This window comes from Streptomyces sp. NPDC111507, assembly GCF_055638955.1.
Genome location: NZ_JBVKBU010000012.1, coordinates 264,019 through 276,767, shown reverse-complemented (window position 1 = coordinate 276,767; position 12,749 = coordinate 264,019). Strand labels below are relative to the sequence as shown.

Below are 12,749 nucleotides of genomic sequence, written 5' to 3'. Positions count from 1 at the left end.
ACGAACCACCACCACCCTGATGGAGCGTCAGCTCACTAGACTCACAAAAGACCCTGTGACCAGGACAAATGGAGAAGTGCAACTGGAGTACTAGGCTTCGAAAGCAGCAGCGTTGCGGGTCAGGCCGAAGTACTGCACGCAGTTGCGATCCCCGCCCAGGTCTCTGAATGCCTCCTACTCCTTGTCGGTGACGGTGTCACGCAGTCGTGTCACTGCCTCGCCGACAGTCCAGCTCTTGAAGTCGGCAGAGTGGAGAGCCCCTTCAGCAGGCCTTCGGTGCTGAGCTCCTCCAGCTCTTGGTCCTCCTGCGGGTAGCCGTGCACGCCAGCGCGCGCGATAGCGCAGGCGTCGGCGTCAACTGATCAGCGAAGCCAGCACCGGCACGCTGAGCATCCCGCTACCTAATTTACTCGGGGTCCAGAGGGCTGCCGAATCGTTCATAGAGTGCAGAGAGCGCAGGTCGGATGCACTCCGACCTGCGCTCTTCCGTGGGGTCTGTGAGACGAGTGTGAGACGTCTTCCGTCAGGACGCGTCCTCTGTCGAGGGCTCCTGAGCATATTGTGCCTTGCGTCTGGGCGAGTGTGGTTTGCCCTTGCCGCTCGTGGACACGTGGCTGCCGCAGTTCCCGGCAACGCCGGATCCGCTGCCCGTGGGCGTCTGTGTCGGTGCGCCGACGTGGCTGGCGACGTGGCCGGCGACCTGGTGAGCTTCGCCGCTCACCTGCGGCAGCTCGCCCGCACCGTCAACCACGCCGCTCCCGTGGAGCGTGCGGCATGACGGCCACCATCCCCTGCAGCACGGCCAGTGCAGCACCCACAACCCCGTCGGCGACAACGACGAACTCACCCACATCAGCGAGACACTCACTGTCACCCTCGTCTACGGGGAAGAGGCATGCTCGACGCTGCCAAGGCCCCTTTCAACCCCATGGCGACGACCCTCGACCCCGGAGCGGTCCTGGCGGGGCTGGGGGCTGGGGGTCTCAGCAAGCCGTTCTCGCAGGTATCCGGTTGTCTATTCGATTTCGAGGGGGCACCCGTCCAGCGTACTGCGGAGCGCGAGTGCCGCGTGCGTGGCCCGTTCGCTCAAGATCCGGTCGTGCGCCTCGCGGTCCCCTACAGTCGCAGGGTGGGGGATGTCGAGAGCTTCCAGAACAGCCCGCACCAAGTCACGCACGGCGCTTGAGGGAACAGCCTCTTCGGGGGTGTTGTAGGAACCCTCCATACTGATCCACTGGCCCTTGCGTCTCACTCATGACTCTCACCGAATCGGTGGCGGGATGCGGAGTTTGGGCCTCTGACCTGGTCTTCCATGCTCTCTGTGGACCCTACGTACTGGGATGGTCATGTTACATACCCCACACGTCGAACCGTCTCTGTTGTGCAAACTCTCCTTGGCCGCAGCGGCTCGCATACGTCAGGATCGGATCTCATGGACCTGCTGAACACGCTGGTGGACAAGGGGCTTCGGCGCGAGCTGCCGACCCGTGACGAGGCGCTGGCCGTGCTGGCCACGTCCGACGACGACGTGCTCGACGTGGTGGCCGCGGCCGGAAAAGTCCGCCGGCACTGGTTCGGCCGTCGAGTGAAACTCAACTATTTGGTCAATCTGAAGTCCGGTCTGTGCCCCGAGGACTGCTCGTACTGCTCGCAGCGCCTCGGCTCCAAGGCCGACATCCTCAAGTACACCTGGCTCAAGCCGGACCAGGCCTCGCAGGCCGCGGCGGCCGGGCTCGCCGGGGGCGCCAAGCGGGTCTGCCTGGTGGCCAGCGGCCGCGGTCCGACGGACCGTGACGTGGACCGGGTCTCCGACACCATCAAGGCGATCAAGGACCGACACGAGAACGTCGAGGTGTGCGCCTGCCTGGGTCTGCTCTCCGACGGCCAGGCCGAGCGGTTGCGCGAGGCGGGAGCGGACGCCTACAACCACAACCTGAACACGTCCGAGGGGACGTACGGGGACATCACGACCACGCACACGTACGCCGACCGGGTGGACACGGTCCAGAAGGCACACGCGGCCGGTCTGTCGGCCTGCTCGGGTCTGATCGCGGGCATGGGCGAGTCGGACGAGGACCTCGTCGACGTCGTCTACTCGCTGCGCGCGCTCGACCCGGACTCCGTTCCGGTGAACTTCCTGATCCCCTTCGAGGGCACCCCGCTCGCCAAGGAGTGGAACCTCACCCCGCAGCGGTGCCTGCGCATCCTGGCCATGGTCCGTTTCGTCTGCCCGGACGTGGAGGTCCGTATCGCGGGCGGCCGCGAGGTCCACCTCCGGACGATGCAGCCGCTCGCCCTGAACCTGGCCAACTCGATCTTCCTCGGCGACTACCTCACGAGCGAGGGCCAGGCGGGCAAGGCCGACCTGGAGATGATCGCGGACGCCGGATTCGAGGTGGAGGGCGCGGGCGAGGTGACCCTGCCGGAGCACCGCGTGACGGCGGGCGCGGGCTGCGGTGCGCACGCCGAAGCCGGGTGCGGCTCGCACGCGGACGCCGGGTGCGGTGCGCACGAGGGCGGCGGCGTCTGCGGTTCCGTGACGGTGCAGGCCGAGCAGGAGCAGCCCGCCGAAGCGCGTACGGATCTTGTCGCCGTACGCCGCCGGGGTGCCGGAACGGACCTCGCCCCCAATGCCTGACCGGTCCGAGCCGTCCACGCTGCCCGTGCGGGAACTGCTGGAGTTGGACCGGCGGCACGTCTGGCACCCGTACGGCCCCATGCCCGGCCGCCAGGAACCGCTCGTCGTGGAGTCGGCGAGCGGGGTACGCCTGCGGCTGGCGGACGGCTCGGGCGAGCTGGTCGACGGCATGTCGTCCTGGTGGTCGGCCATCCACGGCTACAACCACCCGGTCCTCAACGACGCGGCGCGCGACCAGCTGGAGCGCATGAGCCATGTGATGTTCGGTGGGCTCACGCACGAGCCCGCCGTGCGGCTGGCGAAGCGACTTGTCGACATCACGCCCGAGGGTCTCGAGCACGTCTTCCTCGCCGACTCCGGATCGGTGTCGGTCGAGGTCGCCGTCAAGATGTGCCTCCAGCACTGGCGCTCGCTCGGCCGCCCGGGCAAGCAGCGGCTGCTGACCTGGCGCGGCGGCTACCACGGGGACACCTGGCAGCCGATGTCGGTGTGCGACCCCGAGGGCGGGATGCACGATCTGTGGCAGGGCGTGCTCCAGCGCCAGGTGTTCGCCGACGCCCCGCCGGTCGCGTACGAGGAGTCGTACGCCGACCAGCTGCGCGAGCTGATCGGGCGGCACGCCGACGAGCTCGCCGCGGTGATCGTGGAGCCGGTGGTACAGGGCGCGGGCGGGATGCGGTTCCACTCCCCCGCGTATCTGCGGGTGCTGCGGGAGGCGTGCGACGCGCACGACGTGCTTCTCGTCCTCGACGAGATCGCGACCGGCTTCGGCCGGACGGGTGCTCTGTTCGCGGCGGAGCACGCCGGTATCACGCCGGACGTGATGTGCGTCGGCAAGGCGCTGACCGGCGGCTATATGACGATGGCGGCCACGCTCTGCACGGCGCGGGTGGCCGAGGGCATCTCACGCGGTGAGGTCCCGGTGCTGGCTCACGGCCCGACCTTCATGGGCAATCCGCTGGCCGCCGCGGTGGCCTGCGCCTCGATCGACCTGCTCCTCGGACAGGACTGGCAGACCGAGGTCAAGCGGATCGAGGCGGGTCTGCGGGACGGCCTTGCGCAGGCGTCCTCGCTGCCGGGTGTCCGGGACGTACGTGTCCTGGGCGCGATCGGCGTCGTCCAGCTCGACCACGAGGTCGACATGAAGGCGGCCACGGCGGCGGCCGTGCGCGAGGGCGTGTGGCTGCGCCCGTTCCGCGACCTCGTCTACACGATGCCGCCGTACGTCACGGGTGACGCGGACGTGGCACGGATCGCGCGCGCGGTGTGCGCGGCGGCACGGGAGGGATGACATGGCGGTTCTGGTGATCACGGGGACGGGCACGGAGGTCGGCAAGACGGTCACGACGGCCGCCGTCGCCGCCACGGCCGTCGCGGCCGGACGCTCCGTGGCCGTACTCAAGCCGGCGCAGACGGGGGTACGCCCGGACGAGCGTGGGGACGCCGACGAGGTGGCCCGGCTCGCGGGCGCCGTGACCACGCTCGAACTCGCCCGCTATCCGGAGCCGTTGGCTCCGGCGACGGCCGCGCGGCGGGCCTCGCTGCCCCCGGTGAGCCCGGTCGCGGTGGCGAAGGCGGCGGCCGAACTGGCCAGCGAGCACGACCTCGTGCTGGTCGAGGGAGCGGGCGGTCTCCTCGTCCGCTTCGACGACGAGGGCGGCACGCTGGCGGACGCGGCGAGCCTGCTGGACGCGCCGGTGCTGGTGGTGGCGTCAGCGGGCCTCGGCACCCTGAACACCACCGAGCTGACGGCTCGTGAACTACGGCGCCGTGGGCTGGACCTGGCGGGAATCGTCATCGGCAGCTGGCCCGACGCCCCCGACCTGGCGTCGCGTTGCAACCTCGCGGATCTGCCCCTCGTGGCCGAAGCCCCGCTCCTGGGTGCGCTACCCGCGGGGGCCGGGTCCCACGACGTCACCGCCTTCCGCGCAGACGCGCCGAGCTGGCTGGCGCCGCGGCTCGGGGGGAGCTGGGATACGCGCACTTTCCATGCGACGCGGGCAGCAGGCGCCCCCTAGGGACGCGGGGCTGTGACACTGTGCGGCTCCGCCGCGTGGGCGCGCCCAGCCGCCACCGCCCCGCAGCCGACCAACGACACCGACCGCCCCTCACCCCTCCCCCAACAACCGCACCAACTCGATCCGCGACCGGATCCCCAACCGCGTGAACACCCCCCGCAGATGATGATCAATGGTCCGCGGACTGAGCAACAACCGCGCCGCGATCTCCCGGTTGGTCGCCCCGTCGGCCGCCATGCGCGCGACCATCAACTGCTGCGCGGTGAGGCGGGCGACGAGATCGTCGGCGCCCCGCACCGGCGAGACGGGCTCCCCCAGGACACGAAGTTCGGTACGCGCCGCCGCCGCACACTGCGGCGAACCGAAGTGCTCGAACGCCTCGAGGGCGCTGTGCAGCCGGTCACGGGCCTCCGTCCGGTGCCGCAGTCGCCGTAGCGCACCGCCGAACAGCAGCTCCGTGCGGGCGCGTTCGAAGTCACGGGTGCCCGAGGCGTGCAGGTCGAGGGCGGTGCGGTAGTGCTCGACGGCCTCCGCGCCGGAGGCGAGCAGGGCGCGGCAGCGGGCGCTGAGCGCCAGGTCGTCGGGGCTGCGCACGGTACGCGCCCAGTGGTCGTAGTCGGCGTGGGCGGCCCGGGCGACCCGGGTGTCGCCGGTGCGGACGGCGGCCTCGACGTAGTGCGGGGTGGCGATGTGACGGATGGCGCGGTGCCCGTGCCCGGGGCCGAATCCGGCGAGGGCGCGCAGCCGGGCCGCCGAGGCGGCGAAGCGTCCGGTGCTCAGGTCGAGGAAGGCGAGCGCGAACAGGGCCAGCGCGGCGGGCAGGCCGAGCCCGCGGGCGAGGGCGTAGGAGCGGGCGGCCTCGGCGCGCTCCCGGCAGACGTCCTCGTCGCCGGTGACCGCGGCGAACATCGCGAGGGCCGCCTGCAGATGGCAGGCCCCGTTGTCCTGGCCGGTGGTGTACGCCTGGCGGAGGGCCTCCAGGGTGGCGGCCTCGGCGGCCCGTGGCCGACCGGTCCAGAAGTCGGCGTACGCCCGGAATTCCATGGCCTGGGGAACGGTGACCCCGTCTCCCCCGGCCCGCGCGGAGGCGGCGGCCCGGACGGTGGCGGTGGCGGCCGCGGTGTGGTCGCCGAGCATGAGTGCGGCGATCCCGGAGTGGATGAGCAGGGTGGGATCGCCCCCGGGACCGCAGCGCCCGGCCGCCGCCTTCAGCAGGTCCCGCGCGTCGTCGTACCGGCCCTCGAACGCGGCGGCCAGCCCGCCCAGCGTGCCGGGCGGCACGATCCCGAGCCGGTCGGCGACGGCCGCCGCCTCCCGGCACCGGCGCAGGTCGCCGGTGTAGATCGCGGCTTCGGTGGCGCGGGCGAGGAGGTGGACGGCGGCGTCCTGCGGGTGGTCCGTACGGGCCGGCTCCGGGCCGTCGTCGGCGTAGCGCACCGCGGCCGTCAGCAGCGCGTCGAACGCGTCCGTCGCGTTGCCCGCGCGCAGCGCGAGCAGACCGCCCAGGGCGTCGTCGTCGGTGGCGGCGACGAGCCGGCGGGCACGGTCGGCGTCGCCCGACCGCCAGGCGTCGGCGGCGGCGCGAGCGAGCAGCCGGGCCCGCTCGCCCGGCTCGGGGGACAGCGCGGCGGCGCGTTCGACGAGGGCGCAGGCCAGGGCGTGGTCGCCCGCGGAGCGCGCGGTGTGGGCCGCAGCTCTGAGTTCGGCGGCGAGGCGTCGGCTGGGTCCGAGAGCGGCGGCGCCCCGGTGCCAGGACCGCCGGGGTGACTCCCCCTCGCCGCGCAGGACCCGGGCGAGCAGGAGGTGGACGGCGCGCCGGTCCGTCACGGAGGCGATCTCGTAGGCCGCTATCCGGGTCCATGGATCGCGGAAGACGATCCCGCCCGCCGTGGCGTGGGCGACTCCGGCCACCTCGGCGGTGACGAGGGGCCTGGTGTCGAGCCGGGCCGCGGTGACGGCCCGCAGGAAGGCATGGGTGTCGACCGGATACTGGTCGGCCGCCGCGAGGAGCAGGAGGCGCCGGGTGGTGTCGGGCAGGGCGCGCACCTCCTGACGGTACGCGCGCAGGAGTACGGGAGGCTGGGCCGGCAGCGGGTCGAGGCCGGTCAGCTGACGCTCGGTCAGTGCGGAGGCGAGTTCCGCGGCGGCGCGGCGGTCGCCGTGCGCGGTGCGCAGGATCCGTACCCGTACGCCTTCGGGAAGCGAGGGGCCGAGCTCGGGTTGTGCGGGGCCGCGTACGGGGTTCACCGAAGTCACCACCCGAATGACGTTACTGGTGAGTTAACTGGCAAGTAAAGACCGGCGATTTCACCGATGCGGCGCGCGTAGACCCCGGTTGACACTCCAGGCACCCCACCCTTGTCTGGAGGCACCATGCAACGCCGCTCGCGTCGCATCGCCACGTTCTTCTCCGCCATGGTCGCGGCGCTCCTCGCGTCGCTCTCCCTGTCCGCCGCGCCCGCCCAGGCCGCGACCCACAACCCCGTCATCTTCGTGCACGGCCTCAGCAGTTCGGCGAGCAGTTGGGACGACTGGATCGCCGACTTCAAGGCCGACGGCTACAGCGGCTCCGAGCTGTTCGCGTGGTCGTACGACTGGGGACAGTCGAACGTGACCACGGCCCAGCAGCTCTCCACCGAGGTCAAGAACGTCCTCGCGCAGACCGGCGCGTCGAAGGTGGACCTGGTCGTCCACTCCATGGGTGCGCTGAGTGCCCGCTACTACCTCAAGAACCTCGGCGGGACCTCGTACGTCGACGACTTCGTGTCCACCGCCGGGGTGAACCACGGAACCACGGTCGCGAGCTGGTGCAAGTGGCTCTACACCTCGTGCGCCGAGATGTACACCGGCAGTTCCTTCCTGACCGCGCTGAACTCCGGTGACGAGACGCCGGGCAGTGTCTCGTACGCCAGCTACTGGTCGAACTGCGACGAGCTGATCAACCCGGACACCAGTGCGATCCTGAGCGGTGCCACCAATGTGGAGGCCGGCTGCATCTCGCACACCGACATGAACAACGACTACGGCGTCTACGAGCAGGTGCGCGACTTCATCGCCTGACGCGTGGGCCGGCCCGCGTATGACGCAGGTCGAGCGTCGTAAAGCGTGTGGCGGACGTCCCGGGGGGACAATCCCGGTAAGACCCCGTCCTCCCGGGAGGTCCGTCATGCCCTTCAGGTCAGCCGGCTCCGCCAAGCTGTCGCACGACGCCGTGCACCATCCGCTGTTCGCCCGCTACTACGCCCGCATCAGCGTGACGGCCGAGACCAGGATGGGCATCGGCGCGGTACGCGACCGGCTGCTCACCGGTCTTTCGGGGCGGGTCATCGAGATCGGCGCGGGCAACGGGCTGAACTTCGCGCACTACCCGAGCGCCGTCTCCGAGGTGGTGGCGATCGAACCCGAGCGGCTGCTGCGGCAGTTGGCCGTGGAGGCCGCGCTGCGCTCCGAGGTGCCCGTGGACGTGGTGCCGGGCGCGGCGGAGGCGCTGCCGGTCAAGAGCGAGGCGTTCGACGGGGCGGTGCTCTCGCTGGTGCTGTGCAGTGTGCGCGATGTGCCGCGGGCCCTCGGTGAGGTGCGGCGCGTGCTGCGGCCCGGTGGCACGGTGTGGTTCTTCGAGCACGGCAAGGGCGACGGACGTGTGATGGCGTCCGTCCAGCGCGGACTGGACCGGACGGTGTGGCCGAGGCTGAACGGCGGTTGCCATCTGGCCCGCGACCCGATCGCCGCGCTGCGTGAGGCCGGGTTCGAACTGGGCCCCTACCGGCGGCTGTTCATTCCCGAGAAGGGGCCGCGGCTGCCCACGTCGTACTGCGTGCTGGGCAGCGCGAGGCGCCCGCTGGTCGGGGAGTAGTCACAGACTCCACTGCCGCAGCTCCTGTGCGATCTCGTGCACGGTCGCGTCGCCGCCCTTCACCAGGCGGGCGAGTTCGCGCACCTGCTCGGGCGAGGTGACGACCTTGAGGCCGCTGGCGACGAGATAGGCGTACGCGACGGCCGAGGCGAACATCGCGTTGGACCGTTCGAGCGCCGGGACGTGCAGCAGCAACTGGAGCAGCGCGGCGGCGCGGGCGTGCGGGCTGTCGTAGACGGGAATGCCGAATATCTCCGCCTCGTGCCGGCTGACGGCGGCGACGAGGGCTCCCCAGTCGGTGACCTGGGGATCTCCGGGCGTCTTCTGTTCGGCGATCATGAGGAGCCAGGCGAGGTCGACTCTGAGACTGCTCAAGGGATCAACGACGACCTTCGCGCGAGCCGTCCCGGAACGTGTCCCGTGAGCCCTCCCGGTCCGCGCCGAACTCCTCGGCGAAGACGTCTCCGTACTGCTTCATGAAGTCGGAGGCTGCGTCGACGAAAGTGTGTCCGACCTCCCCGGTGTCCTGTCTGACCAGTTCTTCGATGTAGCGGTTCACGCTCATGCCGCGCTCCAGGGCCCGCTCCCGGGCCGCCCGGGCCGTGCCCTCGTCCACCCGCACGTTCAGCTGAGTCTTCGCCATACCTCGAAGCTAGCGCCGAAGTGCTAGCACCCGCAAGGGCGCGACTCGCCGGAGCCGGTACTTCGGGGGGATACCGGCTGTGGGCGGGGTCACACTACGCTCGGCCGGGACCGGGAAGTCAGGACGTCCATCACGGAGGAGGCGGCCTTGTCCACACCTGCTGCGGAGCACGCCGTCGGACGACGGGACGCCGACGCGGTCGCCGCCCGCGCCCGCGGCCTGACGAAGGCGTACGGATCCGGCGAGACGACCGTCCTCGCCCTCGACTCGGTCGACGTGGACATCGCGCGCGGCCGCTTCACCGCGGTCATGGGCCCCTCGGGTTCCGGGAAGTCGACGCTGATGCACTGCCTCGCGGGACTCGACACCGTCTCGGCCGGACAGGTGTGGCTCGGCGACACCGAGATCACGGGGCTCAAGGACCGTGAGCTGACCCGGCTGCGCCGGGACCGGATCGGGTTCATGTTCCAGTCCTTCAATCTGATCCCCACGCTGAACGCGGCCGAGAACATCACGCTGCCGATGGACATCGCGGGCCAGAAACCCGACCAGAAGTGGCTGGACCAGGTCATCGACACGCTCGGGCTGCGGGACCGGCTGAAGCACCGGCCCGCGCAGCTCTCCGGCGGACAGCAGCAGCGCGTCGCCTGTGCGCGGGCGCTCGCCTCCCGGCCCGAGCTGATCTTCGCGGACGAGCCGACCGGCAACCTCGACTCCCGTGCGGGGCTCGAGGTCCTCGGCTTCCTGCGCGAGGCGGTCGACGACCTCGGCCAGAGCGTCGTCATGGTCACGCACGATCCGGGCGCGGCGGCCCACTCCGACGTGGTGCTGTTCCTCGGCGACGGGCGGATCGTGGACGAGATGGAACGGCCGACGGCGGAGGCGGTGCTGGAGCGCATGCGCCACTTCTCCACAGGCCGCCCGGCCGCCGGGGGCGCCTCCGACGACGTGGACGTGGACGTGGTCCTGGCCGCCGACTCGGACGACGCGTCTCTCGACACCTTCGACAAGGACTGAGGCGGCGGCCGTGCTCAAGGCGACTCTGCGGAGCTTCCTCGCCCACAAGGGACGACTGCTGCTCTCGGCGCTGGCCGTCGTGCTGTCCGTGGCGTTCGTGGCGGGCAGCCTGATCTTCTCGGACACGGTCACCCGGACGTTCGACCGCCTCTTCGCCTCCACCGCGGCCGATGTGACCGTGTCGCCGAAGAACGACCTCAAGTCGCGGGTGGCGACCGGCGCCACGCCGACGCTGCCCGCCTCGCTCGCGGACCGGCTCGCGAAGGTCGACGGCGTGGCGGCCACCCATGTGGACGTGAGCGTCGAGAACCTCACCATCGTCGACCGCGAGAACAAGTCGATCGGACCCACCTCGGGCGCGCCGACCATCGCCACCAACTGGCAGGTCACCAAGCGCAGCCCGGTGAAGCTGACCTCCGGCCACGCCCCGCACGGCGCCGACGAGGCACTGCTCGACGCGGACACCGCCGAGCGCAAGCATGTGGCGATCGGCGACACCCTGACGGTGCAGGCAGAGCGCACCTTCCCGGTGAGGATCGTCGGCATCGCCACCTTCACCACCACCAACCCCGGTGCCGCGCTGCTGTTCCTGGACACCCCCACCGCGCAGACGAACCTGCTCGGCAGCCCGGACGCCGCCACGAGCATCGCGGTGGACGCGGCGCCCGGGGTCGCCGACGCTCCGCTCAAGCAGCGGGTCGCGGCGCAGGTGGGCACCAGGACATACGAGGTGAAGACCGCCGACGAGCAGGCCAAGGACGCCGCCGCGCAGCTCGGCGGATTCCTGGACGTCATCAAGTACGTGATGCTCGGCTTCGCCGGCATCGCCGTACTGGTCGGCGTCTTCCTGATCGTCAACACCTTCTCGATGCTCATCGCCCAACGCACGCGTGAGCTGGGCCTGTTGCGCGCGCTCGGCGCCGACCGGCGGCAGGTGCGGCGGTCCGTGCTCACCGAGGCGCTGCTGCTCGGTCTGGTGGGCTCGACGCTCGGACTCGCCGCGGGGATCGGTCTCGCCCTCGGGCTGATCCGGCTCATGAGCGCGTTCGGGATGAACCTCAAGTCCACCGAGATGGTGATCGGGTGGCCGACCCCCGTCACGTCGTACGTCGTCGGGGTCGGCGTCACCTTCGTGGCGGCGTATCTCCCCGCCCGGCGCGCGGCCGGTGTCTCCCCTATGGCGGCCCTCTCGGACGCCGAGGTCGCCGGGGTGGGACGGCCGCTGCGGACGCGCGCCCTGGTCGGCTCGGTCGTGGGCGTGGCCGGAGCCGCCGCGCTGGCCGGCTGTGCCACGGCGTCGAAGACCGCGACGTCCGCCTCCCTGCTGGGTCTCGGTGTCGTACTCACCCTCATCGCGACGGTGATCGCGGGTCCGCTCCTTGTGCGGCCGGTGATCCGGGTCCTGGGCGGTGCCTTCCCCGCCCTGTTCGGCCCGGTCGGCCGGATGAGCCAGCGCAACGCGCTGCGCAATCCGCGGCGCACCGGCGCCACGGCGGCCGCGCTCATGGTGGGCCTCGCGCTGGTCGGCGGGATGTCCGTGGCGAGCGCGTCCATGAGCAAGTCCTTCGATCACCAGATCGACAAGACGCTCGGCTCCGACTTCGTGATCCAGAACAGCAACTTCGTGCCGTTCACCAGGGAGATCACGGACAAGGTGCGCGCCACCCAGGGTGCTGGGCTCGTCGTCCGCCAGCGGTTCACGCCGGTCGCGGTGCGGCTGCCGGACGGCAAGCGGGTCGAGACGACCGCGGCGGGCTACGATCCGCGGCTCGACGACGTCGCCCACGTCACGTACACCCAGGGGGACACGGCGGCGGCGCTCGGTGCCGGGCACCTGTCGATGGACGCGCAGTTCGCGCGGGAGCACGGCGTGCGCGTCGGCAGTGTGATCCCCGTCGAGTTCCCCGCCGGGCGGAAGACCGAGCTGACGGTGGGGGCGCTCACCGACCAGGGCGGCTCCGGGGGGTTCGGAATGCAGGGCGGGCTGGTCTTCGGCTTCGGCACGGTCGAGAAGTACGTGCCCGGCGGGCAGGACTCGGCCCTGTACGTGAACGCGGCTCCCGGCACGAGCCCCGACCGGCTGCGCGCGCAACTGGAGCGGACGCTCAAGCCGTATCCGCAGGTGCAGGTCCGTGACCAGGCCGACTACAAGAAACTCGTGCACGACCAGATCGCCGTGCTGCTCTACCTCGTGTACGCGCTGCTCGGACTCGCGATCGTGATCGCGGTGCTCGGCGTGGTCAACACCCTCGCCCTGTCGGTCGTCGAACGCACCCGTGAGATCGGGCTGCTGCGCGCCATCGGGCTCGCCCGGCGCCAACTGCGCCGGATGATCAGGCTGGAGTCGGTGGTGATCGCCGTGTTCGGCGCCGTCCTCGGCCTCGCGCTCGGGCTGGTCTGGGGCGTCTGTGTGCAGCGGGTCCTCGCGCTCCAGGGCATGAAGTCGCTCGCCATCCCCTGGACCACCATCGTCGCCGTGGTCGTGGGTTCGGCGGTCGTGGGCATCGTGGCGGCGCTGCTGCCGGCGCTGCGTGCCTCGCGCATGAACGTCCTGGCGGCCATCGCGCACGAATGACGTAC

The 12,749-nt window shown here is 71.1% G+C and carries 10 protein-coding genes; 7 read left to right on the top strand and 3 right to left on the bottom strand.

Annotated elements, in window-relative coordinates; genetic code table 11:
* The first annotated feature begins 1,432 nt into the window (after positions 1 to 1,432).
* Genes bioB through bioD form a run of 3 tightly spaced genes read left to right on the top strand, consistent with a single transcriptional unit; the run spans position 1,433 to position 4,656 of the window.
* Positions 1,433 to 2,638: a biotin synthase BioB gene (gene bioB / locus ACZ7M2_RS37195; protein ID WP_471599037.1), complete on the top strand. Its 1,206-nt coding sequence runs from the start codon at positions 1,433 to 1,435 to the stop codon at positions 2,636 to 2,638.
* Positions 2,631 to 3,929, top strand: a complete 1,299-nt coding sequence (locus ACZ7M2_RS37190) for an adenosylmethionine--8-amino-7-oxononanoate transaminase (RefSeq protein WP_471599036.1) — start codon at positions 2,631 to 2,633, stop codon at positions 3,927 to 3,929. The genes bioB and ACZ7M2_RS37190 overlap by 8 nt, the downstream gene beginning before the upstream one ends.
* A 1-nt stretch (position 3,930) precedes the next feature.
* Positions 3,931 to 4,656 (top strand): dethiobiotin synthase, encoded by a 726-nt coding sequence (gene bioD, locus ACZ7M2_RS37185; RefSeq protein ID WP_471599035.1) that lies wholly within the window; start codon positions 3,931 to 3,933, stop codon positions 4,654 to 4,656.
* A gap of 90 nt (positions 4,657 to 4,746) precedes the next feature.
* Here bioD and ACZ7M2_RS37180 read toward each other — a convergent pair whose 3' ends face one another.
* Positions 4,747 to 6,915, bottom strand: a complete 2,169-nt coding sequence (locus tag ACZ7M2_RS37180; RefSeq protein WP_471599034.1) for a helix-turn-helix transcriptional regulator — start codon at positions 6,913 to 6,915, stop codon at positions 4,747 to 4,749.
* A 114-nt stretch (positions 6,916 to 7,029) separates the two neighbouring features.
* On the opposite strand from ACZ7M2_RS37180, the gene ACZ7M2_RS37175 reads away from it, so the two are divergent.
* Positions 7,030 to 7,716 (top strand): esterase/lipase family protein, encoded by a 687-nt coding sequence (locus tag ACZ7M2_RS37175; RefSeq protein ID WP_471599033.1) that lies wholly within the window; start codon positions 7,030 to 7,032, stop codon positions 7,714 to 7,716.
* Between the two features lie 106 nt (positions 7,717 to 7,822).
* Entirely contained in the window at positions 7,823 to 8,509 is a 687-nt protein-coding gene (locus ACZ7M2_RS37170) for a class I SAM-dependent methyltransferase (protein ID WP_403686097.1), read from the top strand.
* Here the strand turns inward: ACZ7M2_RS37170 and ACZ7M2_RS37165 are convergent, their stop codons facing one another.
* Both ACZ7M2_RS37165 and ACZ7M2_RS37160 read right to left on the bottom strand, forming a co-directional pair.
* Entirely contained in the window at positions 8,510 to 8,884 is a 375-nt protein-coding gene (locus ACZ7M2_RS37165) for a hypothetical protein (protein ID WP_054228993.1), read from the bottom strand. It abuts the gene before it with no gap.
* Between the two features lie 4 nt (positions 8,885 to 8,888).
* Entirely contained in the window at positions 8,889 to 9,152 is a 264-nt protein-coding gene (locus tag ACZ7M2_RS37160; protein ID WP_352046687.1) for a toxin-antitoxin system HicB family antitoxin, read from the bottom strand.
* Positions 9,153 to 9,299: 147 nt separating this feature from the next.
* Here ACZ7M2_RS37160 and ACZ7M2_RS37155 point away from each other — a divergent pair, with 147 nt between their 5' ends.
* Positions 9,300 to 10,169 carry an ABC transporter ATP-binding protein gene (locus ACZ7M2_RS37155; protein ID WP_471599032.1) on the top strand — a complete coding sequence of 290 codons (870 nt, stop codon included), beginning with the start codon at positions 9,300 to 9,302 and terminating at the stop codon, positions 10,167 to 10,169.
* Positions 10,170 to 10,179: 10 nt separating this feature from the next.
* On the top strand, positions 10,180 to 12,744 hold the full coding sequence (locus ACZ7M2_RS37150; RefSeq protein WP_471599031.1) for an FtsX-like permease family protein: 2,565 nt from the start codon (positions 10,180 to 10,182) through the stop codon (positions 12,742 to 12,744).
* The last annotated feature ends 5 nt before the right edge of the window (positions 12,745 to 12,749 follow it).